Genomic DNA, 24,478 nt, shown 5'->3' with positions numbered 1-24,478 from the left:
CGACGTTTACTCACTCAAGACAACAATCTCAAGACAACTCTAGGGATGCAGACGAGTTACTTAGGCGCCTTGAGCTGCATCTCAGGTAGTGCCCTCTTCTTCGCTGTGATTTTACGTATTACAAACCAAATCAGTAAGCCCAATAAAATCGCAGCCACATTACCTACCGCTATAATCATTATGCTGCGCTGCCTGTCATCTTCTCTTTTTTGAAGAATCATTAATTTTTCAGCAATACGCTTCTGCTCAGCAAGAGCTTCTTCTTGAAGACGTCGAGATTCTGCTAGATCTATCTCTTGAACAACGCTGTACGACTGCTCGGTAATCGGGAAGATCAGTGGACGCTGGCTTGACGCATCGGTGGCATAAACTATCCCCGACCAAGTGTAAATTCCCAAATCATCATTATAAGGCAACGATAAAGATACTTTCATCGCATCCGCTTCGGCTTGGCCTTGCTTATACATCACATACCCATCAGGGGCTTTATACTCAACGTGAGCCGCTAACGAGCTCGGTGCAATCATACCTGGCTCGCCAGATGCCACGACGGTATGAGATAAGCCTTCTTTGCGAGACTGAATGAAGGTGGTGGTGATTGGCGTTGGGTAAACCAAGACCTCTTGCTCTTGCGCTCGCAGGAACACACCATTACCAGAAGTAATTCGAGCTCGATATTTACCAGGCTCAATGTCCATTGGTAACGACACGGTGAACACACCATCTCCAGCTTTTTCGTCAAGATCAACGCCATCATCGGCAAATTCACCCATGACAACCGGAATTGGCCGCGCTTCTCTCACTAAGGACTCTTCGTTTTCGACGAACTTAGTGAATGTTACTTTAAGCTTCACACGGTCAAGAAAGTCACGCAGCACAAGCGGCTTGCCATCGGATGTCAAACGAGCGGTAAATTTAATGTGTTCGGTTTGATACAACTTGTCTGGAAATTCATTGGCGTCTAAAACCAGATGAGATAAAAGTTTGATATTATTTTTAGGTGAGACTTTACCTACCGCTTGCCAGGGACCCGGCATCGGATTGTCGATAGAGATAATATCCATTGACGATTCTTGGTACCAACGGACATTATCAGCATGACGCAAAGCGTGATACTTCTTGCCATCAGGACGAACCAAGACGACGGGTTTAGAATTATCGGCTCGATAGATTACAAAAGTAACTTGCTCGATGCTGGGATCAACTCGAAAGCGATTATCCAATAAACTCATTACAGATTCTGTTGCTGCGTGTAAGCCAAAGCTCAAGAGCAATAAACAACCGGTAGCCAATACCCTTAACATACTTTCTCCCTACTGACGCCAGAGGCAGCTTCCGCTTTTCTCGACGAGGTCTAAACGACTTTGATGCGCTTCTACTTCATCGGCCGTAGCTCGCAAAACCTTTAGGGATTTTCGACCACTTTCTGCTCTTCGTATGCTTTCGCCTTCGCCTTCTTGTTGGCCAGCGCTAAATTGCAGCGAAGTTTGCCCACCTGTCATCAATAAGTAGACGTCAGCTAGAATCTCCGCATCGAGCAATGCGCCGTGAAGAGTACGGTGTGAGTTATCAATACCATAACGGTCACATAAGATATCTAGATTGTTTCTTTTCCCTGGGAATATCTTCTTCGCCATCGCCAAGGTATCGGTAACTTTACAGTAGTCATCCGTTTTACCTATCGCAGGGTTAAGTTTCTCAAACTCATAATCCATAAAGCCCGTATCGAAGGGCGCGTTATGAGCCACCAGCTCCGCACCTTTAATAAAGTCGAGAAACTCTTTATGTATGTCTTGGTATTCTGGTTTATCAATCAAGAATTCATCGGTAATACCGTGAACGCCAATTGCCTCTTCTTGAATCGCACGATCGGGCTTGATATAGACGTGAAAGTGACGCCCAGTCAGCCTACGGTTGATGATCTCTACTGCACCAATTTCAACGATGCGATGTCCCATATAGTGGGGGCCACCCTCGGTATTCATACCGGTGGTTTCGGTATCGAGTACAACGATGCGTTTGTTTTCATTCGAACTGTTTTTTTCGTTCGTGCTTTGTTCTGGAGTGCTACTGGTATTCATAAGGATAACTGTGTCAGACTATGCCGATAATGTGCTTGAGGTAATAGTATCAAATCATGACGAAACAAGTTGAAATTTTCACTGATGGTTCTTGTTTAGGCAACCCAGGTCCTGGCGGCTACGGCATCGTACTTCGCTACAAAAAAGTAGAGAAGACGTTAGCCGAAGGTTTCACCTTAACCACCAATAACCGCATGGAAATGCTCGCCGCTGTTGTGGCTCTCCAAGCCCTCAAAGAGCCTTGCTCTGTCATTCTGACCACAGATAGCCAATACGTGCGTCAAGGTATCACCCAGTGGATTCACAACTGGAAAAAGCGCGATTGGAAAACAGCCGATAAAAAGCCTGTTAAAAACGCAGACCTGTGGCAAAGGCTAGATAAAGAGACGGCGCTCCATAGCGTTGATTGGCGCTGGGTTAAGGGGCACGCGGGGCACCGAGAAAATGAAATGTGTGATGATTTAGCACGAAGTGCAGCAGAAAACCCGACCCAAGAAGATACGGGCTATCAACCAAGCTGATCACCTTTGTAAATGAGATGTAGATTTCAGAAACAGATTTATAGTTTCTGAAACTGATAGATAGATGAAAAGCCGACTATGAGTCGGCTTTTTCAGTTTTTAACGGATACGAAGTTTTAGCGGAGTCCAAGGTGCGACGCGTATTGGTTCTAAAACTGGCTCCTACAGGAGAGAAGCGTCGCTTAAGGTGCCAATGTGGCTTGATAGGCTTAAGTGGATAAGTACGTTTACGGGCAACAATAAAGTATTGGCTACCAGCGAACGATGCGCAACTGCCTAAGCTGTTCTCCAACCACGTCCACATCGCTTGGTATTTACTCATAGGGAACAACGCGTAGGTGTCACAATGAATCACTTCATAATTAAGTACGCCTAGCCAATCTTTAATTCGGTTTGGCGTGTACATACGTCCACTCCATGGCAAGCTGTTCTTTCGCCAAGGCATCAAACTGGCAAGCCCAGTCACACTAAAAGGGTTAAAGCCGGTGATAATAATATAGCCATCGTCCATCATTACTCGGTCGACTTCCCTCAATAGCCGGTGTGGGTCGCTGCTATAATCTAACTGATGACTCAGCACCACAACATCAAAGCTTTTCTCTAAAAAGGGTAAATTATAACCATCTGCTATCACATTATGTAATGGGTTCTGGATATCTAGGTTTACTTGATGTTGAATGTTGCATGTGCAGCTAGAAATCTCACTGCTGAGGCCACCAAGTTTGAGCATATGGTAACCAAATAGTTTTGGGCACCACTCATCAAGTCGAGTTTGAATAGATTCTCTCAACCAGTCCCCATTGTGCAATTGTGCCCAAGTATAAGGACGCTCAAACTTCTTTCTGCTACGTGCTGGCTTCATCAATAATCTGTCTCACTTATTCTGTCTCACTAAAAGTGACTGGAGAACCAATAATGTTACATATCAAAAGCATACCTGCATTTAACGACAATTACATCTGGCTGATTCAAAATAGCGATCGCCGTTGTGCTGTCGTCGACCCTGGTGATGCAGCTCCAGTATTAGAGTACTTAGCACACCATGAGCTAACTTTAGATGCAATCTTGATTACGCACCACCACCACGATCACATTGGTGGCGTGCCAGAGCTGGTAAGACAATTCCCTGGCGTGGATGTCGTTGGCCCCAAAAATGAACCTATCCCGACCTTAACGCATCCCGTTGATGACGGTGACCAATTAGAGCTGTTTGGCGAAGTATTCCTCGTGCTAGGGCTCAGTGGGCACACCGCTGGGCACATTGGTTATGTTGGTGATGCCAAACTGTTTTGTGGCGATGTACTGTTTTCAGCTGGTTGTGGGCGAATCATGGAAGGCACACCACAGCAGATGTTTGATGCATTGAACAAGATCACAGCACTCCCACAAGAAACCGAGGTTTACTGTGCTCATGAATACACGGCAGCCAATATCGCTTTTGCACTGGCTGTTGAGCCTGACAACCAACATTTGCAACAATACCGCGACCAAGTGAATCGGCTTCGAGCCCAAAATAAGTCGACCATCCCCACAAATTTAAGACAAGAAAAGTTTATTAACCCCTTCTTACGCTACACAGAACCAAGTGTAGTGAAATCAGTATCTAATCGTACCGAGCAGACCGATCCTTTATCGGTTTTTACCGCTTTACGTGCGTGGAAGAACGAATTTTAACAAATACAGGCTTGTCACTCATAGGGAGTGGCAAGTATTATCATCGGCCGTTTATTAAAAAGGCTGTAACATGCGAGTTAAGTACAGCTGGGCTTTGGTACTACTACTTTCTGGTTGCCAATTAACTCAGTCAGAGAATCCAGACCAAGCTTCCGAGCAAACCAACACCTCCCCTACTAAAGAAGTTTCTCAAGCGAACGTTTCATCGGGAGCGATCCAAGAACAACCAAAAGTTGAAACACCCGTCGTTACTCCACAAACACAGCAAGATGTTTGGAAACGTATTGCGATGCAACTTGAAATGGAAGTGCCGGACCAAAAGAAAGTCGACTACTACCGCACTTGGTACCTCAAGCACCCTGGTCATCTAAAAACTGTATCAAAACGCGCTGAACCTTTCCTTTACTTGATCACAACTAAGATTGAAGAAAGAGACTTGCCTTTAGAGCTGGCCCTGTTGCCCGTCGTTGAAAGCTCGTTTGATGCATTTGCTTATTCTCACGGTAGCGCTGCTGGACTATGGCAGTTCATTTCGGGTACTGGCAAAGCTTACGGACTAGAACAAAACTTCTGGTACGATGGCCGCCGTGACGTAGCCGCTTCAACCGACGCTGCATTGGATTTCTTAACCGACCTGAACAAACGTTTTGATGGGAACTGGCAACACGCAATCGCTGCCTACAACAGTGGCGGTGGTCGTGTGAACAGCGCAATCCGTAAGAACAAGAAGCTGGGTAAGCCAATCGACTTCTTCTCTCTAGACTTACCAAAAGAGACCAGCAGCTATGTACCTAAGCTACTTGCACTGGCCGACGTGATTGCCAACCAAGAAAAGTATGGCATCGATATCCCTGCGATCCCGAACAAGGCAGTACTGACTCTGGTTAACCCAGACGAGCAACTTGATTTAGCCATTGCCGCAAGCTACGCCGACATTCCTGTCAAAGAGCTGCAAGGCTACAACCCGGCTTATAACCAGTGGGCAACGGCACCAGAGAAACACCAACAATTATTGCTTCCTCTAAGCTCTGTTGAGAAGTTCAACAAAGAAGTGGCAGCCAATAAAGGCAAAGGCATGAAGTTGGTGCGCTATAAAGTGCAATCTGGCGATAGCATCAGCGTACTGGCGAGTAAATACAACACCACCAGCAAAGTGATCCGCTCTGCAAACGGTTTGAGCAACAATAATATTCGTGTTGGTCAGCACCTATTTATTCCAACATCAACCAAAGACGATAAGACATACGCACTAAGCGCTTCAAATCGCCTAGCAAGCACACAGTCAAAGAGTCGTGGTCAATATAAGCTTAGCCATACCGTAAAAAGTGGTGATAGCCTATGGACGATTGCGCGCGCAAATAAGGTATCTCACCAATCACTGGCTAAGTGGAATGGCATGGGACCACGTGACACACTTAGAATTGGTCAAGAACTGGTCATTTGGAAGAATAGTTCAGACGGTGCCATCATCCGTACTGTCTTTTATAACGTAAGATCAGGTGACACAGTCAGCGGTATTGCATCAAAGTTCAAAGTAAAAAGCGCAGATGTTGTAAAATGGAACGCTTTGCAGAACAAGAAATACCTACAGCCAGGACAAAAACTGAAGCTGTATGTTGATGTAACTAAGGTAAGTGTATGAACCCGTCAAGTAACCCACTCGTCATGCTGTTGGATATATTCCGTTCACCAACAGCTTGTTTCTTAGCGCTTTATCAAAGAAGTGCTTGGGGATGGCAACCCTACGTCGTATTAATGCTCAGCCCATTCTTATTTTGGGGAGCCTATTTTTCGAATGTAGATTTTGCATGGTTAAGCGCTGAGTTGTCACAGCAACTGGCTCAAACAAACCCTGACCAATTGGCGTTACTTGACAGTAATACTCTACTCGCGAGTGAAATCATCAGTGATGTATTCGGCCGTACGTTAACCATCATTCTGTTGGCATTTTGGTTTAACCTAGCAACAAAGCCAAGCCAACACCAACATAGCTTTTGGCGATGGTTTGCAGCCGCATCGGTAGTGATATTCCCTGCCGTTCTAGGCGATGTGGCAAGCTACGCAAGCCTGATACTCAAGCACGGGCATGTGATGAGCTACGCGGCCGACTTGAACAGCTTAAACGGCTTAATCAAGTTGCCACTAACCAATGATTGGTCGCAATTTGCCAGCTCATTACCACTCTTGTTGCCTTGGTACATTGTATTGGGTTATGCAGCAGTATTAACTTGGACGGAGTTTGAGCGTGGTCAGGCACTGGCCATCTCTGGTTTGCCATGGGTTGGCTATTACCTAATCTGGGCTCTCTACATTTTAATCTTTTAAGCTGAATAGATAAAAACAAGGCTAGCGAAAATTCACTAGCCTATTTATTCCCCTGCTTATTCCCCAAAGTAACCACAGTGTGAATGGTGAATAGCTAAGATCCAATGACTAATAAGCTAATAGCTTATTACTATTTAACCTTAAAGGTCACTCGCATAGGGTTATGATCAGAGGCGTCCGTAATGGGCGCCTTTGCTTTGTCTACTTCTAACCCTCGATAGAACACATGATCGAGCACCAACCCTGTCATAAACTGTGTACGGTTATCTGGTTCAAAAGCAACTTCCGTCAAACCTACCTGTTCCAACGCATCTTTCAATACAGCAAAGCGAGCTTCACTCCAACTGTTAAAATCCCCAGCAAAAATAACAGGCCCTCGATACTTTTGGAGATTGTCGGTTAAGCTCTTGATCTGAGCCTCATAATCTTCCGTACCAAAGGTAAAGTTCACCGCATGGATATTAATCACAGCCAGTTCTTCGCCATTACTTAGCAGATAGCGAGACCAGAGTGCCGATTTGGGCAATTGAAGCCAAGGTTCCTCATGAGTATAAGCACAAGCTTCGATCGGTAGATGCGTCGCTAGGTTGAGTACGCCTGCACTTTGTTCAAAAGCTTCAAATGCATTCACTCGAGTACTTCCCCATTGACCACTCGTTACCCATTGGCGAAGCCCTTCTGTCATACTCGCTTCTTGCAGCAAAACTAAATCGCTACCGGCTGACAGCTTATTTAACTCACTTTGCCAATTATTTCGGTTTTGCTTATAGATATTCCACACGGTAATGTCTAGGCCATCAGACACATCAATCGCTTTCGGGGCTGAGTTTTGGTAGCAGCTATAGATATCGTTGCTAGTATTTTGAGAAGAAGTGATCAAATTGGGTTTATTCGGGATCACGAAGATAATATGAAAGCTAACAACAGCAAGCGTTATCAATAACGTGATAACAATGATGGTTTTCTTAAACATACAGCACCCTACCAGAAATGAAAAAGGAGCGATAAACGCTCCTTTTAAGGTAATAGTTTTTTATACGGCGTCTTCGTCTTCTTCGCCAGTACGAATACGTACCACACGTTCAACTTCAGTAATGAAGATCTTACCGTCACCAATTTTACCTGTTTGAGCCGTTTCGATAATGGTATCAACACATTGGTCAGCCACTTCGTCGGTCACAACAATTTCCAATTTCACTTTAGGTAAAAAATCGACCATGTACTCTGCGCCACGGTATAGCTCAGTATGACCTTTTTGACGTCCAAAGCCTTTAACTTCAGATACTGTCATACCCGTAATACCCACTTCTGCAAGTGCTTCACGTACATCATCAAGTTTGAATGGCTTGATAATGGCTTCAATCTTTTTCATGTTCATCCCTTAAACTGTGCGAATAGCTCATTATCGGTTAGCTATAGTAAACATTCAATGAAAAAAGCCAGAGCATTAAAGCTCTGGCTCGAAATTTATCATCTTGTTTAATCAGCGCTTTAAGAAGGTTTTACTTAAGGCTTGAGTAGTAAGCAGCTAGATTAGCAATATCTTCATCACTCAGCATTGAGGCCTGAGCCTGCATGACAGCCGCCAAACCGCCGGTGCGCTGGCCGTTCTTATATGCCTTAATTGATGAAGCGATGTATTGCTCGTTTTGACCTTTAAGGTTTGGATATCCTGGGATCATTGCGATACCGTCTGCGCCATGACAAGCCGCACAGATTGCCGCTTTAGCTTGACCCGCAGCAACATCACCCGCCAGAGCGTTACCACTCAATAGTCCAAATCCAAGAACTAATCCTAGTGTAATTTTCTTCATTGCATATTCCATTAATTATTTTTATTAAAGTGACGGTGAATTGTGACACAAACTTTTTCTACTTGCTCCAAAGCGCTTCACAATCTTGACCTTCGTAGTTTTTATCTACGAATAAGCCTAAAACAGCGATCACTCGCTCGCCATCCATTAATATCGGCGTTCTACGTCTTAACCAGCTGGGTACTTGGTATTCCTGAAAAAGCTTCTTGAGTTTTCGACTATGACCACGACCAACTGGGTGAGCCGACACTCCTTCAGGGTTAAAGATCACTCGTAAGGTTCCGTTGGCTTTAGTAAGGGAAAACCGTTGTACCTCTCGGTTATTAGATGCACTAGCACTCGACACCGCTTTCAAATGGATCTCACCTAAACCATCAGGCAATAATAAATTCTCATCAATCAAGATTTCACTTTCCCAGTTCGACAAATCTTTGGTGTCTTGTACCAAATAGAGCTGATGATTAAAGCGCCTAATCTCAACATCATTCAACACCAGCTTAGGATTGGCGTCTGCCTGAGCACAAGCCACCTCATCCCAAATAAGTTTTAGCTGCTTTTGGCTTGGCATCGGTTGATTACAATGGCTGATCCACATTCTGATCAAACGTGCTCGTAACAAATCAGAATGCTGAGATAACGAATCAATGCTTAAGTTTTGGCTCTTACTGTTACTGCCTCCTAAAGCTTGCTGTAAGTGTGATTCAAGCAACTCATCGAGCAGTAACTCTTGCTCTGCGCAAAGCTGAGCACTACGGCTTACCGACTCGCGAAAACTAGGCCAGCGCTCAGTCAGCGTTGGCGTTACTTGATGGCGAATAAAGTTACGGTCAAAACGCAGATCCTGATTACTCTCATCTTCGACCCAAGTTAACCCCATGTCGTGAGCCGACGCTTCGATGTCTAATCGAGTCACTGACAGCAGAGGTCTCACAATAAACGCTTCGCCAAACGACATCACTTTCGCCATTGAAGAGAGTCCTTTCGGACCACTGCCACGTTTTAACGCCAGCAAGAAAGTTTCAAGTTGGTCATCAATATGTTGGCCTGTAATTAGAACATCACCAAAACTAAGGTGCTTCTGAAGCGAATCATAACGAGCATCTCGAGCCAGCTTTTCAACACTTTCTCCGCTGTTAATATCTAGAGATACTCGCTCGATGGCTAAAGGAACCGACGACGCATCACACCATGTTTGGCATTGCTCAGCCCAAAGATCAGCATTCTTACTGAGACCGTGATGAACGTGCACCGCACAGCACTCAATGTGATGGGACTTAGCGTATTGCGCAGCCAATTCCAATAACACTCGCGAATCGACACCACCACTGAAAGCAACGACTAACCGACGAGGTTTTAGATCGCTTTGTTGAAATGCAGAGGTAAAAGTTTCGATTAAGTGAGTCATGGGGTTAAGTGAGCCGTGTGTACTAATGAGAAAGGAGAATGTTTTAATAATAAAAAAGGGTTGGCACTGAGTCCAACCCTTTCATCAACTTGTTACGGAAAGCAGGTCTTATACCTTGCTAAGGTCGCTTATCAGCAGTAACCGTAGCTCATTAGACGCTGGTAACGACGCTCTAGAAGTGCTTCGTTATCAAATTGCTCTAGCTCTTCTAACTGTTTAACTAACATGTCTTTCATGTTCTGAGCTGTCTGTATTGGATCGCGGTGCGCGCCACCTAGAGGCTCAGGGATGATTTCATCGATAAGCTCAAGCTCTTTAAGGCGAGGAGCTACTAGGCCCATCGCTTCAGCAGCTTGTGGTGCTTTATCTGAATCACGCCACAGGATTGAAGCACAACCTTCTGGAGAGATTACTGAGTATGTAGAGTACTGAAGCATGTTCACGTAATCACCAACACCAATCGCTAGTGCACCGCCTGAACCGCCTTCACCTACAACGTTACAGATAACCGGAACTGAAAGGCCGGCCATTACTTTAAGGTTCTTTGCGATCGCTTCAGATTGGCCACGTTCTTCAGCACCAACACCTGGGTAAGCACCCGCTGTGTCGATGAAAGTAATGATTGGCATGTTGAAACGCTCAGCCGTTTCCATTAGGCGAAGTGCCTTACGGTAACCTTCTGGCTTTGGCATACCAAAGTTACGGATCACTTTCTCTTTAGTCTCACGACCTTTCTGGTGACCAATAACCATAACAGGACGACCATTTAGACGAGCCATACCACCCACAATTGCTTTGTCGTCAGCGTAAGCGCGATCGCCCGCCATCTCTTCAAACTCTGTGAAGGCATGCTCCAGGTAATCTTTGGTGTAAGGACGTTGAGGGTGACGAGCAAGTTGAGCTACCTGCCATGCACCTAAGTCACTAAAGATTTTCTGTTTAAGCTCTAAGCTTTTTTTCTCTAGTTGTTCAATTTCTTTGTCTAGATCTACCGCTGTGTCACCACCGTGACGCGAAACGTCACGTAGCGCTTCGATTTTTGCTTCAAGTTCAGCGATAGGCTTTTCAAATTCTAGAAAGTTCAGGCTCATCTATGAATCCTTGTTGATTCAGCTCCGCAGTTACGGAGCTAAATTTTAGTTAAATTCGAGTTCTACTTGGCTATTTCCAAGCAGCTGTTTTAATTCGTCTAGTAATGTATCACTTGGCGTCACACGCCATTCTGTGCCCAATGTTAACCGCGCTCTAGCGTCGGCACGTTGGTAGTATACATTGACTGGGACCGTTCCGGCTCTATAAGGTTCTAAGATTTGACCAAAGCGTTCAAAAAATTGACCGTTAATTTGGGATTGCTCGATAGATATCGACACCCCACGAGCATATTTCTCACGGGCGCTTCCTAAGTCCATGACCTCGCGCGCGGACATTTTAAGCCCACCATTGAAATCATCAAAGCTGACCTGTCCAGAAACAACCACAATTTTATCTTTTTCGAGCAATTCTGCGTAGCGATCGAGCGCATCAGAGAACAACATCACTTCCATCCGACCCGATCGGTCATCAAGAGTCATCAAACCGATTCGAGTACCGCGCTTCGTGGTCATGACCCTAGCCGCAATGACCAAACCTGCAATCGTTAAGGATTGGTCACGACGAGTCGGCGTCGCATCTTTCAAGCGACAGCTGGTGTATTTCGCAAGTTCTTTAATGTAAGCATTCACCGGGTGACCCGTTAAATACAAACCAAGCGTTTCGCGTTCACCTTCTAGCCAAACCTTTTCAGGCCATTTAGGCACTTGAGTATACTTGTGTTCAACCTCTTCCGGAGCGTCGGTCAACACACCAAACATATCAGATTGACCGAACGACTCAGCATGGTGATGTTGGCTTGCTGCCTTAACCGCATCTTTCAAAGATGCCATCATCGCCGCTCGGTGAGGACCTAATCTATCTAAGGCTCCGGATAGAATCAACTTTTCGATAACACGTTTGTTGACCTTCTTCAGATCAAGACGTGCACAGAAGTCGAATAAGTCTTTAAAGTAACCACCTTTGTTACGCGCTTCGATGATGGCTTCAATTGGGCCTTCACCAACCCCTTTAATCGCACCGATTCCATAAACAATTGCGCCATCTTCATCCACATTAAAGCGGTATAGGCCCGAGTTGATGTCAGGTGGAAGGAGCTTGAGTTTCATACGGAAACACTCATCGACAAGGCCAATAACCTTCTCGGTGTTATCCATATCCGCGGTCATTACTGCCGCCATGAATTCCGCAGGGTAGTGTGTTTTCAACCACAGTGTTTGATAAGAAACCAGTGCGTATGCAGCCGAGTGAGATTTGTTAAAGCCGTAGCCCGCAAACTTCTCTACCAAGTCAAAGATCTTCATGGACAGTTCGCCATCAACACCATTGGCTTCAGCACCTTCTTTAAAGGTACCGCGCTGCTTTGCCATCTCTTCTGGCTTTTTCTTACCCATCGCACGACGCAGCATATCGGCTCCACCAAGCGTATAACCCGCAAGGATCTGAGCGATTTGCATTACCTGTTCTTGATACAAGATGATGCCGTAAGTCGGTTCTAGTGTTTCTTTAAGCGATTCGTGTTGCCATGTTTCATCAGGGTAAGATACCGCCTCTCGTCCGTGTTTACGGTCGATAAAGTTATCTACCATGCCTGATTGCAGAGGGCCCGGACGGAACAAGGCCACCAATGCGATGATATCTTCAAAACAGTCGGGTTGCAGACGCTTGATCAGGTCTTTCATACCACGAGATTCCAGTTGGAATACCGCCGTCGTTTCTGAATTCTGTAATAGGTTAAATGACGCTTGATCATCCAAAGGAATCGACTCGATACGAACCGGATCTTTCCCCTCTTTCGCTAAGCGAGGGTTTACTAGGCCTAGTGCCCAGTCAATGATCGTCAGTGTACGCAGCCCCAAGAAGTCAAACTTAACCAAGCCAGCAGTTTCTACGTCATTCTTATCGAATTGCGTTACTGGGAAGTTACCTTCCGCATCGGCATAGATAGGTGCAAAATCAGTAATCGTGGTCGGTGAGATTACAACACCACCTGCGTGTTTACCTGCGTTTCGCGTACAACCTTCTAGAATTCGACATTTATCAATCAGCTCACGAACTTCTTCATCGCCGTCGTAGAGTTCAGGCAATGCAGGCTCAGCGAGGAATGCTTTCTCTAGCGTCATACCCGGATCAGGCGGAACCAGCTTAGAAATACGGTCAACGAAGCCAAATGGGTGGCCTAATACACGGCCAACGTCGCGGATTACCGCTTTTGCCGCCATAGTACCGAAGGTGATGATCTGAGAAACGGCATCACGGCCGTACATTTCAGCTACGTGGTCAATAACTTGGTCACGTTTATCCATACAGAAATCGATATCGAAATCGGGCATGGATACACGTTCTGGGTTCAAGAAACGTTCGAACAGCAAGTCATATTCAAGTGGATCAAGATCGGTGATATCAAGCGCGTAAGCCACCAAAGAACCAGCACCAGAACCACGACCTGGGCCTACTGGTACATCGTTATCTTTTGACCACTGGATGAACTCCATTACGATCAAGAAGTAGCCAGGGAAACCCATGTTATTAACTACTTCTAGCTCGATTTTAAGTCGCTCATCGTATTCAGGCCTGCGTTCAGCTCTGACTTTTTCGTCAGGAAATAGGAATGCTAAACGTCGTTCAAGACCTTCTTCTGATTTCTTAATCAGGAAGTCTTCAATCGCCAAACCTTCCGTCGGGAAGTTCGGCAAGAAGTATTCACCTAAACGTACAGTCACGTTACAACGCTTAGCGATCTCAACACTGTTCTCTAATGCTTCAGGGATATCTGAGAACAACTCACACATCTCTTCTTCGCTACGGAGGTACTGTTGTGGACTGTAGTTTTTCGGTCGACGTGGATCAACCATGGTAAAGCCGTCGTGAATCGCCACACGGATTTCATGAGCGTCAAACAAGTCTTCAGAAATGAAGACCACTTCATTAGTCGCGACAACTGGCAGGTCTTCTTGCTCGGCTAATTCCAGCGCAAAGTGCAGATAAGACTCTTCGTCCGTACGTCCAGTTCGAATGAGCTCCAGATAAAAACGGTCTGCGAAATGTGTTTTGTAAAACTCAACGCTACTTGCAACCAACTCTCTATTGCCTTTCAGCAACGCTTTACCAATCTCACCTTCTTTTGCACCCGATAAAAGAATCAGGCCTTCCGCATGTTCAATCAGCCACTCTTTATCAATAACAGGCTGATGCTGCACATGGCCACGAAGGTAAGCTTTTGATATTAATAACGTTAGGTTGTTGTAGCCTTTATTACTCGTTGCAATAACGGTGAGTTTTGTCAATTCATCGCCAAAATCAGGAGACTGCATCAAGAAGTCAGCACCAATAATTGGTTTAACCCCACACCCATGAGCAGTACCGTAGAATTTCACCAAACCGCACAGGTTGGTAAAGTCGGTCAATGCTAGAGCAGGCATACCCATTTCAGCGACTTTTTTAACTAATGGTGGCACCTTGGATAGGCCATCCACCATCGAAAAGTCACTGTGTACGCGTAGGTGAACAAATTTTGGATCTGACATTATTTTTCCTGAGTTCTAGGTTTGAGCCTAGGATTACAACTGTGTGTATTCTATTTTTTTCTAGCGCCACTAAGCAACTTTATTCGATGCTAAGCTCTAGTTTACGTAAAGCTCTAATCTATGCCAAGAATACGTTTTACTGGCTTAAAGCTTTTACGGTAATGCTCGGTTACGCCATGTTTTTCAATCGCTTCAAAATGCGCTTTTGTCGGGTAACCTTTATGTTTAGCAAAACCAAACTCTGGATGAAGCTTATCAAGTTCTTCCATCTCTTGGTCACGAACCACTTTAGCGATGATAGACGCTGCGCTGATTTCAGCCACCCGTAAATCCCCTTTCACAATAGCCAGACCGGCCATCGGTAGCTCAGGGACTCGGTTTCCATCTATTAGCGCCATATCAGGTTGAACACTCAGCCCGGCAATAGCACGCTGCATAGCTACCATAGTCGCTTGTAAGATATTCAACTCATCAATTTCTTGTGGGGAACAACGACCCACAGACCATGCCAAGGCTTTCTCCTTAATTTCAGGAAGCAGAGCAAGGCGCTTTTTCTCAGACAGTTTTTTTGAATCGTTCAAGCCTTCGATTGGGTTATTCGGATCGAGGATAACCGCGGCGGTAACTACATCACCAACTAACGGCCCACGCCCCACTTCATCAACACCAGCAAATAACTGGTAGCCTTGAGGATACTCAAAAGGAGGAAATTCTTTTTTCTCTTTTACTGCCATGACAATTCTCTTTGTAACTTTTAAGCAAATGCTTTTGAAAGAAGCACTTTATGATTCAACAAACTCTCGACCGATCAATTTCAGAACTGCGTTAGCTGCCTGTTTGTCAGCATCTTTACGAATCCAGTGATGCATTTCAGTAAAGCGTTCAATAAGTGGCGCGTTGTCAGTTGAAAGCATCTTATCGACCGATGGGAAAAGGTAATCTGGGTGACACTCCTCAAGAATGTGTTCGTTTACGATTTCTTCACCCGCTAGGATATTCGGTAACGAGACAAATTTTGTGATCGACAATTTCTTAACGATATAGCCAGTGAGCTTATTGACCTTGTAGCCAACGACCATCGGTCGTTTCAGCAACATACACTCAAGAGCAACAGTACCAGAAGCTAACAAAACAGAATCAGCAGCAGTAATCACATTGGTAGCCGTATCTTCTACCAAAGTAAATTCAAGTTCAGGTGCCGTCGATTGCCAGATCTCTGTAAACTGTTTCTTGCGCTGTTCATTAACCAATGCAACAACAAAATTGATATCAGGGTACTTTTGCTTAATGCACTGACAAGTTTCGATAAATGGTTGAGCAATCAAACTCATTTCACCACCACGGCTACCTGGCAATACCGCTAACCACGGCTTATCTTGATCTAAACCTAAAAGATCGCGAGCCTCTTTCTTATTCGGTTCCAGTGGAATGGTATCAGCCAACGTGTGGCCAACGAATTCACAAGCAACGTTATATTTATCATAAAACGCTTTTTCGAATGGTAAGAAAGCCAGTACCAAATCGGTTGCTTTGTCGATTTTAAAGATACGCTTTGGACGCCATGCCCAGACTGAAGGGCTGACATAATGAACAGTCTTAATGCCCGCGTTCTTAAGATCTAATTCAAGTCTTAGATTAAAGTCTGGCGCATCGATACCGACGAAGACATCTGGCGGGTTTTGAGTAAAGTACTTAACTAGCTCCGCTTTCACTTTTAGCAAGCGAGGTAAACGACCAAGCACTTCTACAAGCCCCATCACGGCAAGCTCTTCCATTTCGAAAAGAGACTCACAACCAAGCGCCTTCATTTTTGGTCCGCCAATACCCACGAACTCAGCATTCGGATATTGTGATTTGATCGCTTTAATAAAGCCTTCGCCAAGCGTGTCACCAGAGAGTTCTCCGACAACGATACCTACACGCAGAGGTTCATTCGAAACAAAGTCCAAGCTATTGGTTGCTGCTTCTTGCTGTGCCATAGTTTTCTAATTCCCTTCTTGCCTAAAACAAAAAAGATCGCCTAACGAGTAGCGATCTTTTTGTTATACCAATCTAACGAGGTAACTATTGTCATACTCATATTGATTGGTACATAACCACATCAAGTATTAACGAATAATACCGCGCTCAGAACTCTCTAGCATTTCTAACATAGGAGTTACCGAAGCAAACTCTTTCGCCATTTCAACTAAAGCGGCTTTCGCTTCTTCAAGTGTTTTGCCTGAACGGTATAACTCTTTGTACGCTTTCTGTAATGCTCGAATTTCTGGTTTTTCAAATCCGTTACGCTTCAAGCCCACTAGGTTGAGGCCGAATGGAGCGGCATGATTACCCTGTGCAAGCACGTACGGCAGTACATCTTGAACAACCGCAGAACAGCCGCCAATGTACGCATAAGCGCCAATTGAACAGAACGGGTGAATCGCAGACAATGCCATTACACCAGCGTAATCGCCAACCGTCACGTGACCGCCAAGGATAGCATTGTTACCAATGTGAGTGTGGTTACCAACAATAACATCGTGCGCTACGTGAGCATTTACACAAAGTAAGTTGTCATCGCCAATCACAGTGGTCGCTTTGTCTTGAGTTGTACCACGGTGGATCTGAACTGCTTCACGAATCACATTACGGTCACCGATCACAACAGTCGTGTCTTCACCACCGTATTTCTTATCTTGGTTTTCTTCTCCAATCACTGCGTGTGGGAAGATTCGGTTTTGCTTACCAATTGTCGTGTGACCTTTGATCACAACATGCGACATCACTTCAGTGTCATCACCAATTGTCACGTTACCAGCAATGTAAGTGAAAGGACCAACCGTCACGTTAGCACCGATAGTTACATCACCTTCGATTACTGCTGCCGGGTGAATTTTCGCTGTTTCATGAATCATATTAAAACTCTCTACGAGCACATTTAAGTTCAGCTGAACATACAACTACGCCGTCTACTTTAGCAACGCCGTTAAACGATGCAATGCCACGACGTTCTTTTAAGAACTCAACTTCGATAACCAATTGGTCACCTGGCACTACTGGCTTGCGGAACTTCGCTTTATCTACGCTAGCAAAGTAGTAAAGCTCATTACCAGAAGGAGCACCAAAAGATTTAAATGCTAGAAGACCTGTTGCTTGCGCCATTGCTTCTAAGATCAACACACCTGGGAATACAGGAAGTTGTGGGAAGTGGCCTGTGAACTGAGGTTCGTTAACAGAAACATTCTTAATCGCAGTCAGTGTTTTTTCTTTTTCAAAGCTAGTCACACGATCAACCATTAAGAATGGGTAGCGATGAGGTAATAGTTCCTGAATTTCAGTAATGTTCATCGTTGTCTGTTCAGTAGTCAAAGTCGTATTCCTATGTATATTCTTTATTTAATGAGAAGGATTATAAACGAAAAAGACTCGCTGTACGCGAGCCTTTTATTAGAAATGCTGGAATTATGATTCCGCGCTGTTCTCGATAAGTTTTTCAACGGTTTTCAAACGCTTGTTCATTTCATCAATACGATGAACTCGCGTTGCTGTTTTACGCCAATCTTTATTTGGCTGCAAAGGAATACCTGAAGAGTACATGCCTTTTTCGGTGATACTGCGCATTACCATCCCCATACCGGTGATTGTAACGCCGTCAACGATTTCTATATGACCATTAATCACACAACCGCCACCAATAATACAGTACTTACCTATCGTTGTGCTGCCGGCAATGATAGTACCACCTGCAATAGCAGAACCATATCCGATGTGAACATTATGAGCTATCTGAAGTTGGTTATCTAAGATAACGTTATCTTCAATAATAGTGTCATCTAATGCGCCACGGTCAACGGTAGTACACGCGCCGATTTCTACGCGGTTACCAACACGAACTGAACCGACTTGTGGGATCTTAACCCACTCGCCTTTCTCATTCGCATAACCAAAACCATCGGATCCAATCACTGTACTAGATTGAATCAAACATGCTTCGCCGATCACCACTTCATGGTAAACACTTACGTTAGCCCAAAGCTTAGTACCTGCGCCAATTTTTGCATTTTGACCAATAAAGCAACCAGCACCGATAACGACGTCATCACCAAGCACTACGCCAGTTTCAATCACAGCATTGGCACCAATAGACACATTTTGTCCAATGGTCGCGTCGCCTGAAATTGAAGCAGAATCAGCAATACCCACAGCTGGCGCTGGCGTGGTATCAAGCGCTTGAGCAACCTTAGCAAAAGCAACATAAGGGTCGTTGACCACAATAACGTTGGTCTTACACAGTTCACGCTCGCTCTCTTTAACCATAATAGCGGATGCTTTACAGTCACCAAGGTGCTTGCTGTACTTCACGTTCGAAAGGAACGTAATATTTCCTTCTTGCGCTTTATCCATAGGAGCGACTGCTGAAACGGTAACTGTACCGTCTCCGTGTAGCTCTCCACCGGTAATCGTTGCCAATTCGGCTAAGGTCAGATTCTTCATAAAACTTATTTCAGTGATTTAATTACTTTTTCAGAGATGTTGTATTCTGGTTTGCCGTACTGCAGAGCTTGAATATCAACGATCATGTCATAGCCTTCTTTCTCTGCAACTTTAGTTACAGCATCTTGAATTACTTTGAATAGCTTCTGCTTCTCTTGTGCTTCACGACGTTGGCTTGCTTTTTCTAGTGCTTGAGCTTTGATTTTGTATTTGCTGTCTAGTTGGCCGACTTCAATACGAAGTTTCTCTACTTCATCAGGCCCTAATAGCTCACCATCACGCTTAAGCTTTTCAATCTTAGTCTTAGCTTCAGCTTGGATACTTTGAAGCTCAGCAGCTTTATCTTTGAACTCTTCCTGCATTTTTTGAAGAACAACTTCACGCTGAGGTAGAGCCTGGAATACTTGTGCAGTATTTACATAGCCCACTTTTTGCGCAGCTTCAGCCGCTGTTGCAAAGAAAGAAGAGCTAAGAACTACAAGGCCTAAACCTGCTGCTTTAATCATATTTTTCAAAATATTGTCCTTTAAAGATTAGAAAGTTCTACCAATGGTGAATGTGAAGAATTCTTCGTCATCGCCTTCGTAGATTTTGATTGGTTTCGCTAGAGAGAAAACCAATGGTCCCATCGGTGACATCCACTGAAGAGCGGCACCATAAGATGAACGGTAATTTGTTGGGTCAGAGTAATCGTAGTAGTACTGTTGACCGCTATTCGGTGCGCCACGGTCTACGAATTCGGTATCCCATACACTTGCCATATCGAAGAACACGCTAGTTCGAATCTGACTGCGCGCTTCATCAGAAGCAAACGGTGTTGGTACGATTAACTCTACGCTAGCCAAAGCAACCGCATTACCACCAACCGAATCATCGGTCGCAGAATTGTACGTCGGGTTGTTGCCCGTGCTATTTCCGTAAACAGCTTTTGGACCAGCTGAGTTAGAACCAAAACCACGTAGTGTTGTAAAACCACCCGCGTAGTAGTTTTCGTAGAATGGGAACAAGTTATCATTACCATCCGTTTGACCATAACCGTTACCATAGCCTAATCGACCACGCATCAATAGTGTGAACTCATGCTTTTTAGTCAACGGAATGTAATGTTTTACATCGTATTGCGCTTTGAAGTATTTAGCATCCGAACCAGGTACTGTCATTTTCGCGAAAGCACGTTGGTGGTTACCTTCAGTAGGGAAGAAGCCACGGTTAAGGTTGTTGCGCGTCCAAGAGATATTGATATCGAAGTCATCGGTTAAGATATGCTCATCACCGTATTGGTCAATACTTCTCGCAAACTGTTCAACTTGAATATAGGTAGGAACGTTACCGATCTTGTTGTGCGTATAACCAAAACCAAACTCGAGACGGTTCAGCTCATCCATAGGGAAACCCCATGTTAAGCTCGTACCATAACTTTGGTTGGTATAATCGACAATACCCGCTTCAGAGGCTTCAAATTCGTTGTAGAAGATTTTGCCGCCCATACTCACGCCATCAAGGTTCCAGTATGGGTCGCGGTAGTCTAAGCTCACATTCTTTTGGTAATCGTTCATCATGGCGCTTACGCCAACACGGTTACCAGAACCTGCAAAGTTATCTTGCTGTAAACCAACCTGGAAGCTGACACCCGATTCAGTACCGTAGCCAACACCGAAGTTGACGCTACCCGAGTTCGCTTCCTTAACGTTGTAAACCAGATCCACTTGGTCTTCACTGCCAGGGACACGTACCGTTTGCACATCAACCGTTTCAAAAAAACCTAAACGGTTAAGACGGCTCTTACCTGTATCAATCGACTTGGAGTTCAGCCAGCTTCCTTCCATTTGACGCATTTCACGACGCAGTACTTCATCTTTCGTTGAGTTGTTACCCGTGAATCGAATATCACGAACGTAGATACGGCTGCCCGCTTCTACATTGATAACCAACGACACTTCTTTGGTCTCATCGTCAAATTCAGGAATAGTACGAACTTGTGGGTATGCATAGCCAGATTCGCCTAGAATTCGTTTCACGCTCTCTTCTAAAGACGTTACAGAAGAACCGTTATATGTATCGCCATCTTCGAATGGCACTAACGCTTCGAAGTCAGCCTCGCGGCCGATAAGCTCACCACGGAAAGAGACATCTTTAACGGTATAAGCTTCGCCTTCGTCTAGGCCTAGCGTGATGTAAACACCTTTCTTATCAGGAGAGATCGCAACCTGAGTCGAATCTACCTTAAACTTAAGGTAACCACGGTCAAGGTAGTAAGACTTCAACGCTTCGATATCACCAGCCAGTACTTGCTTCTGGTATTTTTCATCCGCAAGGAAATTCCACCATGCAACATCAACGTTCAAGTTGAAACGACTAAGTAGATCAGCGTCAGAGAAAACTTCGTTACCGATAAAGTTAATTTGCTGAATCTTAGCGGACACGCCCTCAGTAAACACAAACTTAAGGTCAGAACGGTTACGAGGCAGAGGCGTCACTACGGCTTTCACTGTCGCGTTGTACTTACCAACACTGTAGTAAAAATCTTCAAGGCCCTTCTCAATGTTACTCAGTGTAGTACGGTCAAGGGCTTCACCTTCACGAACACCAGATGCATCTAGGTTCTGCTGAAGTTGTTCTTCTTTGATCGCCTTGTTACCTGAGAATGAGATGCTTGCGATGGTCGGTCGTTCTTTGACTTGAACAACTAAAACATCATCATCGCGAAGGACTTTAACGTCCTCAAAGTTGCCTGAAGCATACAGTGCACGAATGATCTCAGATACATCGCCGTCATCCACTTCATCGCCAATACGTACTGGCATTTTCAGTAGAGCTGCACCAAGTGCAACACGCTGTAAACCTTCGATCTTGATATCTTGAACTACAAAGTTTTGTGCTCCGTTCGCAGCCACACTAGTGGCCAATAGACTTGCGAACAGAATTTGCTTAATCGCCATACTTATTCTAATTATTCCTTGCTACTACCAATGCCTGTGAGAAACCATTCACAGACGAGTAAAATCATTAAATATTGCCAGAGCCATCAAAGAGAAGAGGATTGCGCCTCCCACTCTGTATCCCATTTCTTGAACTTTTTCAGGTACAGGTTTACGAGTAACGGCCTCAATAGCGAAAAAGAGCAAATGTCCGCCATCAAGCATAGGCAGCGGAACCAAATTAATAATACCCAAGTTAACACTAATCAGAGCTAAAAAACCTAAGAAGTAAACCAAACCGTAATCGGCGGTTGCCCCTGCGCCTTTAGCAATTGAAATTGGGCCACTCAAGTTGTTTAAACCAACATCACCAACGATGAGCTTCTTAAGCATTGTCAGCGTCAAACCTATGATTTGACCTGTTTTATCAAATGCTTTTCCTACAGACTCAATTACACCAAATTGTAACTCAAAGCGATAATCTTCTGGCCATTCTGCGACTTCGGGAGCAATACCCGCATAGCCGATTGTAGAACCATCAGAAAATTCGCGACTATTCGGCGTCATAACCAATGACCGCTCAACACCATTTCGTAATACGACAAGGTCCAAGGGCATCATTGGGTGTGAACGGATTAATTCAACAACCGACTTCCACTGTTCAATAGGCTGACCATTAATTTCGACAATTTTGTCGCCAGACTCTAGCCCTGCAGAATAGGCAGCACCGTCATCAATAACTTGAGCGAGCACTGTCGATATCTCTGGAGAATACGGTCTAAAACCAAGCGTTGTCATTGCTGACTCAGTTTCTGGGTTGAACGACCAGTCAGAAATATCCAATGTTATCTGTTGTTCAAGGCCGATGTCGTCTTGAGAAGAAACCGTTACAGTCATGGACTCATCACCAATATGTGATATCAAACCCAAGTTTACTGATTCCCAATCTGCGGTTTTGATTCCTGAAATAGATTTAAGTTCCATTCCACTTTCAATTCCGGCTTGTGCAACAATAGATTGCGGGGTGACCTCTCCAATCACAGGCTTAACCGCTGGAACACCAATCAAAAAAACCAGCCAATATGCGAACACGGCAAATATAAAGTTGAATGCTGGACCTGCACCCACAATCGCCGTTCGTTTCCACAACGGTTTCTTATCAAAAGCGTATTGCTGTTCGTCTTCAGAAAGGTCATCAACACGCCCATCGAGCATCTTAACGTAGCCGCCTAGCGGAATCACTGACAAGCTGTATTCAGTACCATCACGGCCGATCTTGCTCCAGATTGATTTACCAAAACCAATCGAGAATTTTTCTACTTTCACACCACAACGACGAGCAACCCAGAAGTGTCCAAACTCATGAACAGCAACCAGAATACCAAGCGCTACAATAAAAGATGCGAAGTTCCACAGAATTCCACTCATGCTAGCTGCTCTTTAATAAATTGAATGGCTATTTGACGAGACATATTATCTAGCTCAAGAAGGCTTTCCAAGCTATCTAAGCCCTCAGAGTTATGTTGTTCACATACTTTGTTCATAACATGCTCGTTAATGATAGCAATATCGGTAAACTTCACTTGATTGTTCAAGAAAGCATCGACTGCAATTTCGTTTGCCGCATTAATCGCTGTTGTTGCATGCTGACCCAAATAGCACGCCTCAATGGCTAATCTCAAACATGGGTAACGAGTTAAATCGGGCTCTAAGAAGGTAAGCTCGCCCACTTTGGTGAAATCCAGAGGCTTAACACCCGCTTCTGTGCGTTCAGGATAAGACATCGTCAAAGCGATTGGCGTTGCCATATCGGGTTCGCCCATTTGAGCGAGCACCGAGCCATCCTTGTACTGAACCATAGAATGAATCACAGACTGAGGGTGGATAATAACTTTGAGTTGCTCTTGAGAGGCATTAAATAGCCATTTCGCCTCAATGTACTCTAAGCCTTTATTCATCATAGTTGCTGAATCGACAGAGATCTTAGGGCCCATTGACCAGTTTGGGTGTGCGATAGCTCGTTCTGGTGTTACCGACTCTAGCTCTGCAACGTCCGTATAACGGAAAGGACCACCCGAACCAGTCAAAAGAATATGGTTGATACCGTTCTCTTCTAAATCACAACGGCCTAGGTTAGTTTGTACGTTTTGAGGCAAGCATTGAAAGATAGCATTGTGTTCACTATCAACAGGAAGTAGTTCAGCGCCGTACTTCTCTACGGCGTCGATAAATAACTGCCCTGACATCACCAACGCTTCTTTGTTAGCCAGCAAGATGCGCTTACCAGCCTTAACCGCTGACATCGTAGGAAGCAAACCTGCCGCACCCACAATAGCAGCCATTACCGTGTCCACTTCATCTAGAGAAGCGACCTGACACATGCCTTCAGAGCCAGAAAGAACTTTGATGTTTGGGTGATTCGCAGACACCACTTCAGTCAGCTTAGATGCTGCATCAGGGCAAGCCATAGCAACATAGCTTGGTTGCCACTTTTCAACTAACGCCAGCATCTTTTCAACATTCGAGCCTGCAGCCATTGCTACAACCGAATAGAGTTCTGGGTTTTGTTCAACGACTTTTAGTGTACTTGCACCAATTGAGCCGGTAGCGCCAAGGATAGTTAGATTTCGCATCACATATGACCGTAG

General features: G+C 44.8%; 22 protein-coding genes. 4 read left to right on the top strand and 18 right to left on the bottom strand.

Annotation, left to right across the window (positions count from 1 at the left end):
* Nucleotides 1–56: 56 nt before the first annotated feature.
* Together ACED53_RS10165 and dnaQ are read right to left on the bottom strand one after the other, a co-directional pair.
* A complete protein-coding gene (locus tag ACED53_RS10165; protein WP_017100799.1) occupies nt 57–1,304 on the bottom strand; it encodes a TIGR03503 family protein in 1,248 nt (415 codons plus the stop codon).
* Between the two features lie 9 nt (nt 1,305–1,313).
* The gene (gene dnaQ, locus ACED53_RS10160) at nt 1,314–2,081 is read right to left on the bottom strand and encodes a DNA polymerase III subunit epsilon (RefSeq protein WP_017100798.1); all 768 of its coding nucleotides are present in this window, start codon (nt 2,079–2,081) and stop codon (nt 1,314–1,316) included.
* 56 nt (nt 2,082–2,137) lie between these two features.
* On the opposite strand from dnaQ, the gene rnhA reads away from it, so the two are divergent.
* Nucleotides 2,138–2,602: a ribonuclease HI gene (rnhA, locus tag ACED53_RS10155; protein ID WP_017100797.1), complete on the top strand. Its 465-nt coding sequence runs from the start codon at nt 2,138–2,140 to the stop codon at nt 2,600–2,602.
* Between the two features lie 76 nt (nt 2,603–2,678).
* Here rnhA and ACED53_RS10150 read toward each other — a convergent pair whose 3' ends face one another.
* Nucleotides 2,679–3,464 (bottom strand): class I SAM-dependent methyltransferase, encoded by a 786-nt coding sequence (locus ACED53_RS10150; protein WP_029225465.1) that lies wholly within the window; start codon nt 3,462–3,464, stop codon nt 2,679–2,681.
* 53 nt (nt 3,465–3,517) lie between these two features.
* On the opposite strand from ACED53_RS10150, the gene gloB reads away from it, so the two are divergent.
* From gloB to ACED53_RS10135, 3 genes are all read left to right on the top strand, one after another.
* On the top strand, nt 3,518–4,276 hold the full coding sequence (gene gloB / locus ACED53_RS10145) for a hydroxyacylglutathione hydrolase (RefSeq protein WP_012604588.1): 759 nt from the start codon (nt 3,518–3,520) through the stop codon (nt 4,274–4,276).
* A 70-nt stretch (nt 4,277–4,346) separates the two neighbouring features.
* The gene (locus ACED53_RS10140; protein WP_017100795.1) at nt 4,347–5,918 is read left to right on the top strand and encodes a LysM peptidoglycan-binding domain-containing protein; all 1,572 of its coding nucleotides are present in this window, start codon (nt 4,347–4,349) and stop codon (nt 5,916–5,918) included.
* Nucleotides 5,915–6,601: a YIP1 family protein gene (locus tag ACED53_RS10135; RefSeq protein ID WP_012604590.1), complete on the top strand. Its 687-nt coding sequence runs from the start codon at nt 5,915–5,917 to the stop codon at nt 6,599–6,601. The genes ACED53_RS10140 and ACED53_RS10135 overlap by 4 nt, the downstream gene beginning before the upstream one ends.
* Nucleotides 6,602–6,731: 130 nt before the next feature.
* Here ACED53_RS10135 and ACED53_RS10130 read toward each other — a convergent pair whose 3' ends face one another.
* The 15 genes from ACED53_RS10130 to ispC form a co-directional block, all read right to left on the bottom strand.
* Nucleotides 6,732–7,574: an endonuclease/exonuclease/phosphatase family protein gene (locus ACED53_RS10130; protein WP_029225464.1), complete on the bottom strand. Its 843-nt coding sequence runs from the start codon at nt 7,572–7,574 to the stop codon at nt 6,732–6,734.
* 60 nt (nt 7,575–7,634) lie between these two features.
* The gene (glnB, locus tag ACED53_RS10125; protein WP_017063373.1) at nt 7,635–7,973 is read right to left on the bottom strand and encodes a nitrogen regulatory protein P-II; all 339 of its coding nucleotides are present in this window, start codon (nt 7,971–7,973) and stop codon (nt 7,635–7,637) included.
* A gap of 130 nt (nt 7,974–8,103) precedes the next feature.
* Nucleotides 8,104–8,427 carry a cytochrome c gene (locus ACED53_RS10120; protein ID WP_012604592.1) on the bottom strand — a complete coding sequence of 108 codons (324 nt, stop codon included), beginning with the start codon at nt 8,425–8,427 and terminating at the stop codon, nt 8,104–8,106.
* Nucleotides 8,428–8,473: 46 nt separating this feature from the next.
* A complete protein-coding gene (tilS, locus tag ACED53_RS10115) occupies nt 8,474–9,820 on the bottom strand; it encodes a tRNA lysidine(34) synthetase TilS (RefSeq protein WP_017100794.1) in 1,347 nt (448 codons plus the stop codon).
* Between the two features lie 131 nt (nt 9,821–9,951).
* Entirely contained in the window at nt 9,952–10,911 is a 960-nt protein-coding gene (accA, locus tag ACED53_RS10110) for an acetyl-CoA carboxylase carboxyl transferase subunit alpha (protein ID WP_009847403.1), read from the bottom strand.
* A 45-nt stretch (nt 10,912–10,956) separates the two neighbouring features.
* Entirely contained in the window at nt 10,957–14,436 is a 3,480-nt protein-coding gene (gene dnaE, locus ACED53_RS10105; protein WP_009847404.1) for a DNA polymerase III subunit alpha, read from the bottom strand.
* 113 nt (nt 14,437–14,549) lie between these two features.
* Nucleotides 14,550–15,170 (bottom strand): ribonuclease HII, encoded by a 621-nt coding sequence (gene rnhB / locus ACED53_RS10100; protein ID WP_012604594.1) that lies wholly within the window; start codon nt 15,168–15,170, stop codon nt 14,550–14,552.
* Between the two features lie 48 nt (nt 15,171–15,218).
* Nucleotides 15,219–16,415 (bottom strand): lipid-A-disaccharide synthase, encoded by a 1,197-nt coding sequence (gene lpxB / locus ACED53_RS10095; protein ID WP_017100793.1) that lies wholly within the window; start codon nt 16,413–16,415, stop codon nt 15,219–15,221.
* A gap of 129 nt (nt 16,416–16,544) precedes the next feature.
* Complete coding sequence (gene lpxA, locus ACED53_RS10090; RefSeq protein WP_009847407.1) at nt 16,545–17,333, bottom strand: acyl-ACP--UDP-N-acetylglucosamine O-acyltransferase; 789 nt, start codon at nt 17,331–17,333, stop codon at nt 16,545–16,547.
* Nucleotide 17,334: 1 nt separating this feature from the next.
* Nucleotides 17,335–17,787, bottom strand: coding sequence for a 3-hydroxyacyl-ACP dehydratase FabZ (fabZ, locus tag ACED53_RS10085; protein ID WP_009847408.1), 453 nt, complete (start codon nt 17,785–17,787; stop codon nt 17,335–17,337).
* 93 nt (nt 17,788–17,880) lie between these two features.
* Entirely contained in the window at nt 17,881–18,912 is a 1,032-nt protein-coding gene (lpxD, locus tag ACED53_RS10080; protein WP_017100792.1) for a UDP-3-O-(3-hydroxymyristoyl)glucosamine N-acyltransferase, read from the bottom strand.
* Nucleotides 18,913–18,917: 5 nt separating this feature from the next.
* Nucleotides 18,918–19,418, bottom strand: a complete 501-nt coding sequence (locus ACED53_RS10075; protein ID WP_009847410.1) for an OmpH family outer membrane protein — start codon at nt 19,416–19,418, stop codon at nt 18,918–18,920.
* Between the two features lie 27 nt (nt 19,419–19,445).
* Nucleotides 19,446–21,851, bottom strand: coding sequence for an outer membrane protein assembly factor BamA (gene bamA, locus ACED53_RS10070; protein ID WP_012604598.1), 2,406 nt, complete (start codon nt 21,849–21,851; stop codon nt 19,446–19,448).
* A gap of 48 nt (nt 21,852–21,899) precedes the next feature.
* The gene (gene rseP / locus ACED53_RS10065) at nt 21,900–23,258 is read right to left on the bottom strand and encodes a sigma E protease regulator RseP (protein ID WP_017100791.1); all 1,359 of its coding nucleotides are present in this window, start codon (nt 23,256–23,258) and stop codon (nt 21,900–21,902) included.
* Nucleotides 23,255–24,463: a 1-deoxy-D-xylulose-5-phosphate reductoisomerase gene (gene ispC / locus ACED53_RS10060; RefSeq protein ID WP_017100790.1), complete on the bottom strand. Its 1,209-nt coding sequence runs from the start codon at nt 24,461–24,463 to the stop codon at nt 23,255–23,257. Before ispC ends, rseP begins: the two co-directional genes overlap by 4 nt.
* Between the last annotated feature and the right edge of the window lie 15 nt (nt 24,464–24,478).

This window comes from Vibrio sp. 1F169 (assembly GCF_041439605.1).
In the GTDB taxonomy this organism is placed as follows: domain Bacteria; phylum Pseudomonadota; class Gammaproteobacteria; order Enterobacterales; family Vibrionaceae; genus Vibrio; species Vibrio tasmaniensis_A.
The sequence above is the reverse complement of the archived record's forward strand: the minus strand, read 5'-3'. Positions and strand labels throughout refer to the sequence as shown.

Coding starts and splice junctions, on each gene's coding strand:
- rseP (WP_017100791.1), bottom strand. CDS start 23,258: ATGAGTGGAATTCTGTGGAACTTCGCATCTTTTATTGTAGCGCTTGGT.
- ispC (WP_017100790.1), bottom strand. CDS start 24,463: ATGCGAAATCTAACTATCCTTGGCGCTACCGGCTCAATTGGTGCAAGT.
- ACED53_RS10140 (WP_017100795.1), top strand. CDS start 4,347: ATGCGAGTTAAGTACAGCTGGGCTTTGGTACTACTACTTTCTGGTTGC.
- rnhA (WP_017100797.1), top strand. CDS start 2,138: ATGACGAAACAAGTTGAAATTTTCACTGATGGTTCTTGTTTAGGCAAC.
- bamA (WP_012604598.1), bottom strand. CDS start 21,851: ATGGCGATTAAGCAAATTCTGTTCGCAAGTCTATTGGCCACTAGTGTG.
- dnaQ (WP_017100798.1), bottom strand. CDS start 2,081: ATGAATACCAGTAGCACTCCAGAACAAAGCACGAACGAAAAAAACAGT.
- ACED53_RS10075 (WP_009847410.1), bottom strand. CDS start 19,418: ATGATTAAAGCAGCAGGTTTAGGCCTTGTAGTTCTTAGCTCTTCTTTC.
- ACED53_RS10135 (WP_012604590.1), top strand. CDS start 5,915: ATGAACCCGTCAAGTAACCCACTCGTCATGCTGTTGGATATATTCCGT.
- dnaE (WP_009847404.1), bottom strand. CDS start 14,436: ATGTCAGATCCAAAATTTGTTCACCTACGCGTACACAGTGACTTTTCG.
- accA (WP_009847403.1), bottom strand. CDS start 10,911: ATGAGCCTGAACTTTCTAGAATTTGAAAAGCCTATCGCTGAACTTGAA.
- tilS (WP_017100794.1), bottom strand. CDS start 9,820: ATGACTCACTTAATCGAAACTTTTACCTCTGCATTTCAACAAAGCGAT.
- lpxD (WP_017100792.1), bottom strand. CDS start 18,912: ATGAAGAATCTGACCTTAGCCGAATTGGCAACGATTACCGGTGGAGAG.
- ACED53_RS10120 (WP_012604592.1), bottom strand. CDS start 8,427: ATGGAATATGCAATGAAGAAAATTACACTAGGATTAGTTCTTGGATTT.
- lpxA (WP_009847407.1), bottom strand. CDS start 17,333: ATGATTCATGAAACAGCGAAAATTCACCCGGCAGCAGTAATCGAAGGT.
- ACED53_RS10150 (WP_029225465.1), bottom strand. CDS start 3,464: ATGAAGCCAGCACGTAGCAGAAAGAAGTTTGAGCGTCCTTATACTTGG.
- glnB (WP_017063373.1), bottom strand. CDS start 7,973: ATGAAAAAGATTGAAGCCATTATCAAGCCATTCAAACTTGATGATGTA.
- ACED53_RS10165 (WP_017100799.1), bottom strand. CDS start 1,304: ATGTTAAGGGTATTGGCTACCGGTTGTTTATTGCTCTTGAGCTTTGGC.
- ACED53_RS10130 (WP_029225464.1), bottom strand. CDS start 7,574: ATGTTTAAGAAAACCATCATTGTTATCACGTTATTGATAACGCTTGCT.
- rnhB (WP_012604594.1), bottom strand. CDS start 15,170: ATGGCAGTAAAAGAGAAAAAAGAATTTCCTCCTTTTGAGTATCCTCAA.
- gloB (WP_012604588.1), top strand. CDS start 3,518: ATGTTACATATCAAAAGCATACCTGCATTTAACGACAATTACATCTGG.
- lpxB (WP_017100793.1), bottom strand. CDS start 16,415: ATGGCACAGCAAGAAGCAGCAACCAATAGCTTGGACTTTGTTTCGAAT.